This is a genomic window from Exiguobacterium sp. s149 (assembly GCF_018618395.1).
GTDB classification, from domain to species: Bacteria; Bacillota; Bacilli; order Exiguobacteriales; family Exiguobacteriaceae; genus Exiguobacterium; species Exiguobacterium chiriqhucha.
Genome location: NZ_JACSLZ010000002.1, coordinates 294464 through 308047, shown reverse-complemented (window position 1 = coordinate 308047; position 13584 = coordinate 294464). Strand labels below are relative to the sequence as shown.

Here is a 13584-nt window from a genome sequence, read left to right as displayed (position 1 = left end):
GTGGTGTACTGAACGTACCCACTCCACAGACGGATCAACATTTCCCGGGAAAGCCGGATGAGGAGGACATACAAGTGGGATTAACAGCAGGAATCGTCGGATTACCGAACGTTGGGAAATCGACATTATTTAACGCCATCACGCAAGCCGGTGTAGAAGCAGCCAACTATCCGTTCGCGACTATCGACCCGAACGTAGGGGTCGTCGAAGTACCGGACGCGCGTCTCGATCGGTTGACAGAACTCGTCAAACCAAAGAAGACTGTACCGACCGCATTTGAGTTTACAGATATCGCCGGAATCGTGAAAGGTGCGTCAAAAGGAGAAGGGCTCGGAAACAAATTCCTCGCCAACATCCGTGAAGTCGACGCGATTTGCCAAGTTGTCCGTTGCTTTGAAGACGACAACATCACGCACGTGGCAGGAAAAGTCTCACCGATTGATGACATCACGACCATCAACCTCGAATTGATTTTGGCCGACCTCGAGTTGGTCGAGAAACGCATCACGCGTGTCCAAAAAATGGTCAAGTCGAAAGATAAGGGTGCCCCTCAAGAACTCGAGGCGCTTGAAATCGTTCAAGCCGTCCTTGAATCGGAGCGCCCGGCGCGCGTCGCTGAATTGACGGATGATCAACTCGCCATCGTCAAACACTTCCAATTGCTCACGATGAAGCCGATGCTTTACGTCGCGAACGTCAGTGAAGACGAAGTAGCGGATGCCGACCAAAACCCATACGTCCAAGCCGTCCGTGAACACGCGGCGACAGAAGAGGCGAAAGTAATCGTCATCTGTGCCCGTATCGAAGAAGAAATCTCAGAGCTCGAACCAGAAGAACGCCTTGAGTTCTTGCAAGACCTCGGAATCGAAGAGTCAGGTCTCGATCAATTGATTCGTGCCGCTTACTCGACGCTCGGTCTCGCGACTTACTTCACGGCCGGTGAGAAAGAAGTACGCGCCTGGACGTTTAAGCAAGGCATGAAGGCCCCACAATGTGCGGGCGTCATCCACTCGGACTTCGAGCGTGGATTCATCCGGGCAGAAGTCGTCTCGTATGAAGACTTGTCAGCTGCCGGCAATATGACAACGGTCAAAGAACAAGGGAAACTTCGCTCAGAAGGAAAAGAATATGTCTTCCAAGATGGCGACGTCGTCACGTTCCGTTTCAACGTTTAAGCCATTTTACGGAAACGTATTGTAAAACGAACAGAAGTTTGATAGTATATTATGACGTGAGTAAAACATTTGTTTGCTCCTTGCTCCTACAACCGGTAGGAGCCGTTAGTCCAAGAGGAGGTGAAAGATAATGCGTAAATACGAACTTCTTTACATTATCCGTCCATCAGTTGATGAGGAAGCTAAGAAAGCTTTAATCGAACGCTTCAACAACGTCATCACTGAAAACGGTGGTACTGTTGATAAAACAACAGACATGGGTAAACGTCGTCTCGCTTACGAAATCAACAAGATGCGCGAAGGACACTACGTTCTTCTCAACATCACTGCTGAGCCTAAAGCGATTCAAGAAACAGAGCGTCTCATGAAGATCTCTGATGACGTTGTCCGTCAAATGACAACTAAAGACGAGCGTTAATTCTTAACGCTTCATATTGCGAAAGGGGAGCTTTGAGATGATTAACCGAGTTGTGTTAGTTGGTCGATTGACACGCGATCCAGAAATGCGTTATACGCAGAGCGGGATTGCCGTAACTCGCTTCACTCTCGCTTGCGATCGTCCATTCACTGGACAAGATGGGAAGCGCGAGGCGGACTTTATTGATTGTGTCGTTTGGCGCAAACAAGCAGAGAACGTAGCACAATATTTGAAAAAAGGCAGCATGGCCGGCGTAGACGGTCGCCTTCAAATCAGTAGTTACGAAGGTCAAGATGGCCAACGTCGTTACCGGGCAGAAGTCGTAGCCGATAGCGTACGCTTCCTTGAACCACGCGGTGCTTCAACGCAACGTGATACAGCACCGGCTGGAGATGTCTTCGGTGGTGGTGAGTCAAGTGGATCAGGATGGGGCGCAGCCGCTTCTTCGACTTCATCTCAGTCCTCGAACTCAAACAAAGGTTTTGAAGCTGACCCGTTCTCGGGTGGCGGAAAAATCGACTTATCGGATGACGATCTACCATTTTGATCGCGTCGATTCGAAACTAAACTAAAAAGGAGGTCTTCACATGGCACGTCGTCCAGGAGGTCGTCGTCGTCGTAAAGTATGTTTCTTTACGTCGAACAACATCACTCATATCGATTATAAAGACGTAGAATTGCTCAAACGCTTCGTTTCGGAGCGTGGTAAAATTCTTCCACGTCGTGTGACTGGTACTTCAGCGAAATACCAACGTCCACTTACTGTCGCTATCAAGCGCTCACGTCAAATGGCTTTGCTTCCATACGTTGCAGAGTAATTTTTGACACACGGCTTATCCCTCGGGATAGGTCGTTTTTTGTTTTCCGAGCCGATGTAGGAGTGTAAGTGAAACGGACGGATATGGTATGATAGAGCAGAAACCATTTAGATATCATGGGTGGAACACCACTCATTTTAGGAGGCACACATGTACAGTGGTGAAGCAATAACATCAGTGAAGAACCAGTACGCGCGTCACGCCGTTCCATATGTGATTGGACTGCTTGTCGCGTTAGGATTGGCGTTCTACAGCATTGTGGCGGCAATCACCCTGTTCGTGGGCACGCTGATTTTTTTCATCTATCAGCAAGTGACGATTCGACGAGAACGCAAGGCGTGGGAACAATACGTCCATTCTTTGTCGCATCGAATCGAAGACGTCGGGAAAGAAGCGCTCACCGGCATGCCGATTGGGATTCTCGTCTTTGACGAAACTCGTCGCATCAGCTGGTTCAATGAACAGTCTCGACTCATCTTTGAGCTCGAGATGGAACTCGGGATCTCGATCGATTCGATTCACTCGGCGTTCACCGAGTTGATTGAGGAAGAAGAGGACGAGGCGACCATCGAAGTCGGAGACCGCGTTTATCGGGTACTCTACAATAAGGAATATCAGACCCTTTACTTGTTCGACATGACGGATGAGGCAGAGATTGAACAAAAATACTCGGAAACGCAGACGGTGATCGGCGTCTTATACTTAGACAACTATGACGAGATGTCAACCGCTGTGGATGAACAGGTCCGGAGTGAAATCAATCGACGCGTGACCGTCCTCTTGAACCAATGGGCTCAAAAATACCACATCTATATGCGTCGAACGGCAGCCGATCGTTTCTTTCTCGTGATGAACGAACGGACGCTCTCCGAACTTGAGAACAATCGATTCTCGATTCTCGATGAGGTCCGTGAGGCGACGAAAGAGCATAAAATTCCGCTCACACTCTCCATCGGGATCGGTTGTGGGGAGACGACGCTGACGGAACTGGGGAACTTGTCGCAATCGAGCCTTGATTTAGGGCTCGGACGCGGCGGGGATCAAGTCGTCGTCAAACGTCATAACGGGAAAGTCCGCTTTTTCGGCGGCAAGACGAACCCGACCGAGAAACGGACCCGGGTTCGCGCCCGCGTCATCTCGAACTCGATGCGTGATTTGATTCGCGAGTCGAGCCGTGTCCTGATCATGGGGCATAAAAACCCGGATATGGACTCGCTTGGAGCATCCATCGGCATCATGAAACTGGCTGAATTTGTCGGACGTGAGGCGTACGTCGTCATCCCGGCCGGCGAGACGAGCGTTGGGATCCAACGTCTCGTCAATGAAGTCGAAAACGACGAAGAGCTGTATAGCCGTTTTTTGACCGAGTTCGAGGCTCAACCCCTCATCGACGAACAGACGCTCCTCGTCGTCGTCGATACGCACCGGCCGTCGCTCGTCATCTCGCGGGATATTCTAGACCGCGCGGAACGGGTCGTCGTCATCGACCACCATCGCCGTGGTGAAGAGTTCATTGAAGATCCGGTCCTCGTCTATATGGAGCCGTACGCATCCTCGACGTGCGAACTCGTAACGGAGTTGATCGAGTATCAGGCCGGTACGCGCAAGCTATCGATTTTAGAAGCGACGTCGCTCCTCGCAGGTATGGTGGTCGACACGAAAGGATTCACCTTGCGGACCGGGTCGCGGACGTTCGATGCCGCTTCCTTCCTTCGGATTCAAGGGGCAGACACCGTGCTCGTCCAGCACTTCATGCGGCAAGACCTCGATTCGTATATCGAACAGTCTCATATTCTCGAAAACACGGACATCTATTCCGACGGCATGGCGATCGCCGTCGCCTCGGACGATGAAGTGCACCATCAAGTGTTGATCGCCCAAGCCGCTGACCAGCTCCTTAATATGGAGGGCGTCAAAGCATCGTTCGTCATCGCCGTCTTACCCGACGGCCGAACCGGCATTAGTGCCCGTTCGCTCGGTGATGTCAACGTCCAAGTCATCATGGAGATGCTGGACGGGGGCGGTCATTTGACGAATGCGGCGACACAATTGAACGTGAGCCGGGAACAGGCGAAAACGTTATTACAAGAAGCGATTGATCATTATATGACAGATGAAACAGAGGGAGAGGATTCTGAATGAAAGTCATTTTAAAAGTAGATGTTAAAGGTCAAGGTAAAGCTGGTGACGTCAAAGACGTCGCGGACGCTTACGCGAAGAACGTACTCTTTAAAAAGAACTTGGCGGTCGAAGCGACACCGGGTAACTTGAAGGCGTTCGCCGCAAAAGAGCGACGCGCCGAAGAAGCGGCTGAAGCAGAATTGAAACAAGCCCAGCAGTTGAAGGACAAGCTTGAAAAAGAGACGATCGTCGTCAAGACGAAGTCAGGTGAGGGCGGTCGCGTCTTCGGATCGGTCACGAGCAAACAAATCGGTGAAGCGTTGAAAGGGATGGGCTACAAGATCGACAAGCGTAAAATCGAGCTCGAACACCCAATCAAAGCGCTCGGGTTTACGAAAGTGCCGGTGAAGTTGCACCACGACGTCACGGCTATGTTAAACGTTCATGTTCAAGAAGCGTGAAGGTGAGGTAGACACGTATGAGTGATGCGATTCAAGTCAATACCCCGCCACATAGCGTCGAAGCGGAACAAGCTGTCCTCGGGGCCGTCATTCTCGATTCCGATCGGCTGATCACGGCCTCGGAACGGGTCGACCCGGACGACTTTTATCGTGTCAGCCATCAACGGATCTTTGAGGCGATGCTGAAAATCAATGACCGGGGCGAACTCGTCGATTTGGTCACGCTCAGTTCGGAGCTTCAAGCCCAAGGTATTCTCGATGAGATCGGTGGATTGAACTATTTGGCGGAAATCGCCGAGGCGGTTCCAGCCATCGGGAACATCGGGTATTATTTGAACGTCGTCGATCAAAAGGCGGCACTCCGCCGCTTGATTCGGACTGCGACGAATATCGTCTCGGACGGCTATGAACGCCAAGACGAGGTCGATGCCGTCCTGTCAGACGCCGAGCGGAACATTTTAAAGGTCTCGCAACGAAAAGGGCAGTCAAGCTTCCATCCAATCGGCTCCGTCTTATCGGACGCCTACTCGACGATTGAAAAACTGCACCAATCGAGTGGCGAAATCACCGGTATCGCGACCGGGTTCAGCGATCTCGACAAGATGACGGCCGGTTTCCAACGCAACGACCTCATCATCGTCGCAGCCCGTCCTTCGGTTGGTAAAACCGCGTTTGCGCTGAATATCTCGCAAAACGTCGCCGTCCGTACCGGCGAGAACGTCGCCATCTTCAGTTTGGAGATGGGTGCCGAACAGCTCGTCATGCGGATGCTCTGTGCGGAAGGCAATATCGATGCCCAGCGTCTACGGACGGGACGGCTCGAGGCCGAGGACTGGGGACGGCTCTCGCTCGCCATGTCATCACTGTCACAAGCCGGGATCTATATCGATGATACGCCGGGTCTTCGCGTCAACGAGATTCGGGCCAAGTGCCGCCGCTTGAAACAAGAGCACGGCCTCGGCATGATCATGATTGACTACTTGCAGCTCATCGTCGGGAACGGCAAGCCGGGCGAGAACCGGCAGCAAGAAGTCTCGGAAATCTCGCGTACGCTCAAAGCGATCGCGCGTGAGCTTCAAGTGCCGGTCATCGCCTTGTCACAGCTCTCACGTGGTGTTGAGAGCCGTCAAGACAAGCGGCCGATGATGTCGGATATCCGGGAATCCGGGGCGATTGAGCAAGATGCCGATATCGTCGCGTTCTTGTACCGGGATGACTATTACGATAAAGAGAGTGAAGACGCCAACACGATCGAGATCATCATCGCCAAGCAGCGTAACGGTCCGACGGGGACGGTCAAACTCTCATTCCGAAAAGAATACAATAAATTCGTCAACATGGAGACGCAAGCCTTTGCGCCGCCGATGTAGGACGAATGATTCTGCCAAAGGCGACGTCTCATGACGTCGTCTTTTTTGGTCGGTCTTTAGACCTAAACGTATCTTGAATTTAAAGAATTCCATCATCGAACGAGAAATGACACGTCAATAACGAACGAAAGGTTACAACTTAAAAATATCGTTCGGTATTAGGTTGACTTTCAACAAGAGCAAGTGTACACTTACGGATGGTTTGAATAGAACGTTTATCTACAAGGAGGATTCATTATGTCATCAGTAGTCGTAGTGGGAACGCAGTGGGGCGATGAAGGTAAAGGAAAAATCACGGACTTCTTATCGAAGCAGGCCGAGGTCGTCGCGCGTTATCAAGGGGGAGACAACGCTGGTCATACGATCGTCTTCAACGATACGAAGTATAAACTTCACTTGATTCCATCGGGGATCTTCTACTCGGACAAAACATGTGTCATCGGGAACGGGATGGTCGTCAATCCGAAATCGCTCGTCACGGAGCTCGCGTATTTGCACGAGCGCGGTGTGAGCACGGATAACCTCCGCATCTCGAACCGGGCCCACGTCATCTTGCCGTATCACCAGTTGCAGGACAAGCTCGAAGAGGACGCGAAAGGCGACGCCAAAGTCGGGACGACACTCAAAGGAATCGGTCCTTGCTACATGGACAAAGCGGCGCGCATCGGGATTCGCATCGCCGACTTGCTCGACAAAGAAGTGTTCGCCGAGAAGCTCAAGACGGTCCTCGCGATTAAAAACCGCATGTTCGTGAAGATGTACGAAGTCGATGCGATCGAATTCGATGACATCTTCGAAGAATACTATGCGTACGGCCAACAGTTTGCCAAGTACGTATGTGATACATCGGTCGTGTTGAACAACGCGCTCGACGAAGAACAGAAAGTGCTCTTCGAAGGCGCACAAGGTGTATTGCTAGACATCGACCACGGAACGTACCCGTTCGTCACATCATCGAACGCGGCTTCAGGCGGCGTATCGAGCGGTGCCGGTATCGGTCCATCGAAGATCCATCACGTCGTCGGCGTCTGTAAGGCGTACACGTCACGCGTCGGAGACGGCCCGTTCCCGACCCAGCTTGACGATGAGATCGGTCACACGATCCGTGAAGTCGGAAAAGAGTACGGTACGACGACAGGACGTCCGCGTCGCGTCGGTTGGTTCGACTCGGTTGTCGTCCGCCACTCGCGCCGCGTCAGCGGAATCACAGACCTTTGCCTCAACTCGATTGACGTGTTGACAGGTCTTGAGACGCTCAAGATTTGTACGGCTTATGAGTTCGAAGGCAAGCTCCTCGACGAGTACCCACCGAACTTCCGCGTGCTCGAACAGTGCAAGCCGGTGTTCGAAGAGCTCCCAGGCTGGACAGAAGACATCACAGGCATCCGCAAGTTCGAAGACTTGCCGGTGAACGCACAGAACTACGTCAAGCGCATCGAAGCGTTGACGGGTATCGAATTGTTGACGTTCTCGGTCGGACCGGCACGTGAGCAGACGGTCATTTTGCGTGACATTTACGAAGCATAAGACAGAGAGCCCTCGTGGCTCTCTTTTCATTTCCACGGAAATGGACCACGCTTTCTAACCTATAGAAAAAGAGTTACAATGTAGACATGTACGTTTAACGATAAGAGGAGGACTCACTGAATGGATCGTACGATTTTAGTGGTAGATGACGAACAACCAATTGCAGATATATTGAAGTTTAAGCTTGAAAAAGAAGGATACCAAGTCCACGTCGCATATGACGGGGAAGAGGCGCTCGTGAAAGTCGAAGAAGTCAAACCGGATTTGATTTTGCTCGACATCATGCTGCCGCTTAAAGACGGCATGGAAGTGTGCCGTGAAGTCCGTAAGAAGTACGACATGCCAATCATCATGTTGACGGCGAAAGACTCTGAGATCGATAAAGTGCTCGGACTTGAGCTCGGTGCCGACGATTACGTCACAAAGCCGTTCAGCTCACGCGAGCTTTTGGCCCGCGTCAAGGCGAACATGCGCCGTCACGCAACGGCTCCGGCCCCAGAGACGAAAGGTGCCAATGACAACGATATCGTGATCGGTGATTTGACGATTCATCCGGATTCGTACATGGTCACGAAACGGGAAGAGAAAATCGAATTGACACACCGTGAGTTCGAGCTCATCCATTACCTCGCCCAAAACATCGGGCAAGTCATGACGCGGGAGCATTTGCTCCAGACGGTGTGGGGCTATGACTACTTCGGCGATGTCCGTACGGTCGACGTGACAGTCCGCCGGTTGCGTGAGAAAGTCGAAGACAATCCATCGACGCCGACGTATATCATCACGCGCCGTGGTGTCGGGTACTATTTAAAAGCAGGGGAAGAAGACTAAACGATGAAACGGACGAACTTCTTTAAATCTATCCAGTGGAAGCTCGTCGTCATCTATGCGCTGCTCATTCTTGTTGCGATGCAAGTCATCGGAGTGTACTTCGTACGCTCCCTCGAACGACAATACATCAACAACTTCTCGCAGTCGCTCGTCGATCGAGCCAACCTTCTGAGCTATAACGTCAGTGAAGGAATCGCATCGAACGGTGGTGACTCGACCTCGGACCAGCAGTTGAACCAGGTACTGGATCAACTGCTGTCTGAGTTTACGGAGAGCACGACGCTAGCTGACGACATTCGCGAAGTCCAGATTATCGACACGAACAGTGTCGTCCGGGCGACGTCGAACCCGAACAACCAGAGTCTCGTCGGACAACGGACGGCGAACTCGTTCATTCAAAAATCATTCGCGACGAGCGGGGCGCAAGAGACGCTCGTCTATGAAGACTCGAACGAACGCATGCGCGTCGTCGCCGTTCCGGTCAAATCAGAAGTCGATGGGACGACGACCGGTATGATTTATATCGAGGCGTCGATGCAGTCTATCTACAATCAGATGGAACAAGTGACCCGGATCCTCGCGACCGGGACGCTCATCGCCCTCATCATCACGTCGATTCTTGGGATTTTGCTGTCACGGACGATTACGCGACCGATTGCGGATATGCGTCGACAAGCCGTCGAGATGCGAAAAGGGAACTTCTCGCGGAAAGTTAAAGTCTATTCCGATGACGAGGTCGGTCAACTCGCCTACGCCTTCAACGAATTGACCGATGAGCTGATGGAAGCGAATGCCACGACCGAGGCCGAGCGACGCCGTTTGACGAGCGTCCTCGAGAATATGTCGGACGGGGTCGTCGCGACGGACCGCTCGCTCCGGGTCATCTTGATGAACGACCAGGCCCGTGACATGATTGGGCTCGCCGAAGAAGAGGCGATGGGTGCGAACCTACAGAACCTGCTCGAGTTTGACGATGAGATCGTCATCCCGGAAGACGGGACGATGCCGCCGAAACTGATCGACCTCAGTACGGACGAAGAGCTGTTCCTCGTCCGCGCCTACTTCTCGCCGATTCAAAAGCATAGCGGACCGATCACCGGTCTGATCGTCGTCTTGCACGACGTGACCGAGCAAGAACAAGTCGAGCAAGACCGCCGTGAGTTCGTCGCGAACGTCAGCCACGAGCTGCGGACGCCGCTCACGACGATGCGGAGTTACCTCGAAGTGCTCGCGGAAGGCGCATATAAGGACGACGAGCTTGCCCCGCGCTTCCTCGAGACGACACAAAACGAGACGGAGCGGATGATTCGCCTCGTCAACGACTTGTTGCAACTGTCGAAGATGGACAGCAAAGAGTATACGATGCAAAAAGTGAAGTTCGATTTTATCCAGTTCTTTAACGACATCATCGAGCGACATGAGATGACGAAAGGTGAGACGATTCAGTTCCGCCGTAAGCTCATGAAGCGTCGCGTATACGTCCATGCCGATCAAGACAAGATGACGCAGGTCATCGATAACATCATCACGAACGCCGTCAAGTTCTCGCCGGAAGGCGGGACGATCACGTTCCGGACAATGCTCCGTGCCAAACGGCTCGTCATCGGCATTAAAGATGAAGGAGTCGGTATCCCGAAATCAAACTTGAAAAAAATCTTTGAACGGTTCTATCGGGTCGACAAAGCCCGGGCCCGCAATATCGGCGGGACCGGACTCGGTCTATCAATCGCCAAAGAAGTCGTTTCCGCCCATGGCGGCGACATCTGGGCCGAGAGTGAGTTCGGACGTGGGACGACGATTTACTTCACCATCCCGTTCGATACGATCGTGGAGGTGAATGACTGATGGAACGACCACGCTTCTTGGCGAAGCCAGAACTAGTGAAATCGCTCGTCTTGCTCACCTTGATCGTCACGTCCATCGTCCAAACGGTCATCCTCTGGGATTACCATCCGAAGTATCAGTCGGTCCAATCGGAGACGCAAGTCGCGACGGTGGATGAGTCGTTGCAGCGCCAGGCGCGTCAAGTCATTGTGCCGGCCCAAACGGTCGTCCATGAGAACAACGCCGTCTTTGCAACGAAGAACACGCCGAAGCAGATTATGCGCGTCATCCGTGAATCGTTCGAAGCGAGCGAATTCAAACCACTCGCCGTCAAGAACGTCCCGAGTTTGTATGCGGGCGTCGACGAGGCCGTCGAACTGATTTTACCGGAAGCGTATTATGCGGACACGCTCAGCTACATGCTCCCGGGCTCGTACAGCCTGTCCGGGAAAGTGCCGCAACGCGCCCTCATCTTCATGGGGGACGACACGTGGCGTATCCGTACCATCATGAGCGACCAGTCGCTCTGGGAAGGCCGCTTGTCGAAAGTCGGACAAGGGGACGTCAACAGCCTGTTCTTGAAAGATTCGGACCGGGCGATGCGACGTGTCACGTATACGGATGAACGCGTCAACTATATCCCGGTCGTCGGACCGGAGATGAATGAGCTGTTCGCCTATGACGTGTCTCAAATTCAAATCTCGGCACGCCTCGACTGGATGCGCGATACGTTCTTCCCGGGTGACCCGAACGTGCAGGAAGTCGATCCGGCCAGCTCCGTCGGCGCCCTCACGAACGGGATTAGCGTCGCCGAATACGATGCGAACCTGAACGCGAGCCGCTACCGTAACTTGTCGCGCAATAGCACGGAACAAGAGTCGGTCATCGGGCTCGACACGATCGTCGAGTTCGTCAACTTCCACGGAGGTTGGGTCGATGAGACGTCGGAGAGCCAAGGGTTGTCGCTTCGCTTCGATGCGATTACCCCGGCCAATCAAGGGTTTGAGACGACCGTGTTCCGGTTTCACGTGAACGGTTTCCCGGTGTTCAGTCAACGGGAGGCGTTCATCAACAACGACGCCGTCGATTTGTCGACGCTGCGTGTCGAGAACGACGGGACGCAAGTCCGCTCGATCACCCGGCACCATCTCGAAATCGATCGTTTGATCTCGGTCGGGACGACGCAGCTCGCGGATGGACAAGATGTGGTCGATACGCTCGTCAACGCAGGACGATTTGAAAACGTGACTGAGATTCGTCTCGGCTATGAGATTGAATACAATGAAGACACGAGCCGTTACGTCACGTTCTCCCCGAACTGGTTCGTTCGGGAAGCCGGAAGATGGATTCCATTCGATCAACCGGAGGACTGGACAGAAAGGATGATGTATCGTGGACTGGAGTAAAGCGAAAACGATTCTCCTCTTCGCCTTCCTCGCGCTGAACATCTACCTGTTGTTCCAGCTCTTGGCGGAAACGTGGGCGACGGAGGTCGTGACGAACGACAATACGTCCATCGCGCAAATCTTGGACCAACGCAACGTCGATGCGTCGAAGTTGCCACGGATGGGTCGGGACATCGGCTATTTGACGGGATCGTCGGAACAGATGTCGGCCTCGATGATCACGCAGAATCGGGAAGCACAACTGGCGACGACACTCGACAACATGCAACTCGAAGTCGAGCTCAAGCAACCCGTCCCGCTCGATCAAAACGATTTGCGGACGACCGCGGCGACGTTCGTCTCAGAGTACGTCCCGTTCGGTTCCGAATATGCGTACTGGCGATATGACGCCGAGACGCGTCAAGTCGCTTTCGTGCAGACGTATGAAAATAATAAAATTTTCTCGAACCCCGAAATCAACGGGGAGACGGAACAGTACATCGGTCCGTCGCTTTTATTGCTTCAACTGAACGAAGCGTTCGAAGTGACCGACTATAAACAACGTCATTTGACGAACTTGACCTCGAAGTCGCAAGACGACCTCGTTTTGACGGCGAGTGAGGCGATCTCGCAACTCGCGGCCCGGAAGTACTTCCAGCCGAATCAAGAGATGCGGGCCATCAATACGGGCTTCTATAGCCTGCCGCTCGACAGTACCGGCAGTTTGATTATCATGCCGCCGCTCTGGTCGATCACGATTGACGAGTCTGTCTATTTCGTCAATGCGATCGACGGGACTGTCGAACGGGTCGAATTTGATTCAGAAGAATGAAAGGAGTGATCGAGTGACTTTACGCTATAGTGTGCTTGCGAGCGGTTCGACCGGGAACGCCCTCTACATTGAGACGGAACGGGCGAAATTGCTCGTCGATGCCGGATTGACCGGGAAGGCGATGCAACAACGCATCACCGAGATCGGCCGGTCGTTTGACGGGATCGATGCACTGCTCGTCACGCATGAGCACTCCGACCATATTAAAGGTGTCGGGATTCTCGCTCGAAAATATAATTTACCGATTTACGCGAACGCGAAGACGTGGGACGCGATGGAATCCTTGATTGGGAAAATCGACCCGGCTTTGAAGTTTCACTTCGAGGTGGGGGAGATTAAACAGTTCGGGGATATCGAGATTGAGTCGTTCAACGTCAGCCATGATGCGGCCGACCCGATGTTCTACCATTTCGCCCATGACGGACGACGCCTCGCCCATATCACCGACACGGGTTATGTGTCCGATCGGATGAAAGGTGTCATCCGTGGGGCCGATGATTTCATTTTCGAGTCGAACCACGACGTCTCGATGCTCCAGATGGGTCGTTACCCGTGGAGCGTCAAGCGCCGGATTCTCGGGGACTACGGTCACGTCTCGAACGAAGACGCGGCCATCGCGATGAGCGAGGTCATTGGGGATCAGACGAAACGGATTTATTTGGCTCACCTCAGTAAAGATAACAACATGAAAGAACTCGCTCAAATGAGCGTCTCGCAAACACTCGGGACGCGTGATGTCGACCTCGGTCGCATCAAATTGTGCGATACCGACCCATCGACCCCCACTTCGCTCGTTTCTTTATAAGCGAACTTGGGAAAAGA

Annotated in this window: 13 protein-coding genes; all 13 read left to right on the top strand. The window is 52.9% G+C overall.

From position 1 onward, the window contains the following. The first annotated feature begins 74 nt into the window (after positions 1–74). The 13 genes from ychF to KNP81_RS04735 all read left to right on the top strand — a co-directional run bounded on the left by ychF (position 75) and on the right by KNP81_RS04735 (position 13567). Positions 75–1175 (top strand): redox-regulated ATPase YchF, encoded by a 1101-nt coding sequence (gene ychF, locus KNP81_RS04795; RefSeq protein WP_214718806.1) that lies wholly within the window; start codon positions 75–77, stop codon positions 1173–1175. Between the two features lie 130 nt (positions 1176–1305). Further along, positions 1306–1593, top strand: a complete 288-nt coding sequence (gene rpsF, locus KNP81_RS04790; protein WP_021067861.1) for a 30S ribosomal protein S6 — start codon at positions 1306–1308, stop codon at positions 1591–1593. A gap of 37 nt (positions 1594–1630) precedes the next feature. Then, positions 1631–2140, top strand: a complete 510-nt coding sequence (ssb, locus tag KNP81_RS04785) for a single-stranded DNA-binding protein (RefSeq protein WP_024371077.1) — start codon at positions 1631–1633, stop codon at positions 2138–2140. A gap of 40 nt (positions 2141–2180) precedes the next feature. Next, positions 2181–2411 carry a 30S ribosomal protein S18 gene (rpsR, locus tag KNP81_RS04780; RefSeq protein ID WP_015880232.1) on the top strand — a complete coding sequence of 77 codons (231 nt, stop codon included), beginning with the start codon at positions 2181–2183 and terminating at the stop codon, positions 2409–2411. 150 nt (positions 2412–2561) lie between these two features. Then, complete coding sequence (locus KNP81_RS04775) at positions 2562–4553, top strand: DHH family phosphoesterase (protein ID WP_214718798.1); 1992 nt, start codon at positions 2562–2564, stop codon at positions 4551–4553. Beyond that, the gene (gene rplI / locus KNP81_RS04770) at positions 4550–4993 is read left to right on the top strand and encodes a 50S ribosomal protein L9 (protein ID WP_214718796.1); all 444 of its coding nucleotides are present in this window, start codon (positions 4550–4552) and stop codon (positions 4991–4993) included. Before KNP81_RS04775 ends, rplI begins: the two co-directional genes overlap by 4 nt. A 17-nt stretch (positions 4994–5010) precedes the next feature. After that, positions 5011–6363 carry a replicative DNA helicase gene (gene dnaB, locus KNP81_RS04765; protein WP_021067865.1) on the top strand — a complete coding sequence of 451 codons (1353 nt, stop codon included), beginning with the start codon at positions 5011–5013 and terminating at the stop codon, positions 6361–6363. Positions 6364–6600: 237 nt separating this feature from the next. Continuing rightward, positions 6601–7890: an adenylosuccinate synthase gene (locus KNP81_RS04760; protein ID WP_021067866.1), complete on the top strand. Its 1290-nt coding sequence runs from the start codon at positions 6601–6603 to the stop codon at positions 7888–7890. A gap of 120 nt (positions 7891–8010) precedes the next feature. Then, positions 8011–8721 (top strand): response regulator YycF, encoded by a 711-nt coding sequence (yycF, locus tag KNP81_RS04755; RefSeq protein ID WP_021067867.1) that lies wholly within the window; start codon positions 8011–8013, stop codon positions 8719–8721. A gap of 3 nt (positions 8722–8724) precedes the next feature. Further along, entirely contained in the window at positions 8725–10566 is a 1842-nt protein-coding gene (walK, locus tag KNP81_RS04750) for a cell wall metabolism sensor histidine kinase WalK (protein WP_214718794.1), read from the top strand. Beyond that, entirely contained in the window at positions 10566–11951 is a 1386-nt protein-coding gene (yycH, locus tag KNP81_RS04745; RefSeq protein WP_214718792.1) for a two-component system activity regulator YycH, read from the top strand. The genes walK and yycH overlap by 1 nt, the downstream gene beginning before the upstream one ends. After that, on the top strand, positions 11938–12762 hold the full coding sequence (locus KNP81_RS04740; protein WP_214718790.1) for a two-component system regulatory protein YycI: 825 nt from the start codon (positions 11938–11940) through the stop codon (positions 12760–12762). The genes yycH and KNP81_RS04740 overlap by 14 nt, the downstream gene beginning before the upstream one ends. A 13-nt stretch (positions 12763–12775) precedes the next feature. Next, positions 12776–13567 carry an MBL fold metallo-hydrolase gene (locus KNP81_RS04735; protein ID WP_214718789.1) on the top strand — a complete coding sequence of 264 codons (792 nt, stop codon included), beginning with the start codon at positions 12776–12778 and terminating at the stop codon, positions 13565–13567. Positions 13568–13584: the final 17 nt, after the last annotated feature.

Excerpts from the sequence above, each read along its gene's own strand:
- rpsF (WP_021067861.1), top strand. The coding sequence starts at position 1,306 with ATGCGTAAATACGAACTTCTTTACATTATCCGTCCATCAGTTGATGAG.
- ssb (WP_024371077.1), top strand. The coding sequence starts at position 1,631 with ATGATTAACCGAGTTGTGTTAGTTGGTCGATTGACACGCGATCCAGAA.
- rpsR (WP_015880232.1), top strand. The coding sequence starts at position 2,181 with ATGGCACGTCGTCCAGGAGGTCGTCGTCGTCGTAAAGTATGTTTCTTT.
- KNP81_RS04775 (WP_214718798.1), top strand. The coding sequence starts at position 2,562 with ATGTACAGTGGTGAAGCAATAACATCAGTGAAGAACCAGTACGCGCGT.
- rplI (WP_214718796.1), top strand. The coding sequence starts at position 4,550 with ATGAAAGTCATTTTAAAAGTAGATGTTAAAGGTCAAGGTAAAGCTGGT.
- dnaB (WP_021067865.1), top strand. The coding sequence starts at position 5,011 with ATGAGTGATGCGATTCAAGTCAATACCCCGCCACATAGCGTCGAAGCG.
- KNP81_RS04760 (WP_021067866.1), top strand. The coding sequence starts at position 6,601 with ATGTCATCAGTAGTCGTAGTGGGAACGCAGTGGGGCGATGAAGGTAAA.
- yycF (WP_021067867.1), top strand. The coding sequence starts at position 8,011 with ATGGATCGTACGATTTTAGTGGTAGATGACGAACAACCAATTGCAGAT.
- walK (WP_214718794.1), top strand. The coding sequence starts at position 8,725 with ATGAAACGGACGAACTTCTTTAAATCTATCCAGTGGAAGCTCGTCGTC.
- yycH (WP_214718792.1), top strand. The coding sequence starts at position 10,566 with ATGGAACGACCACGCTTCTTGGCGAAGCCAGAACTAGTGAAATCGCTC.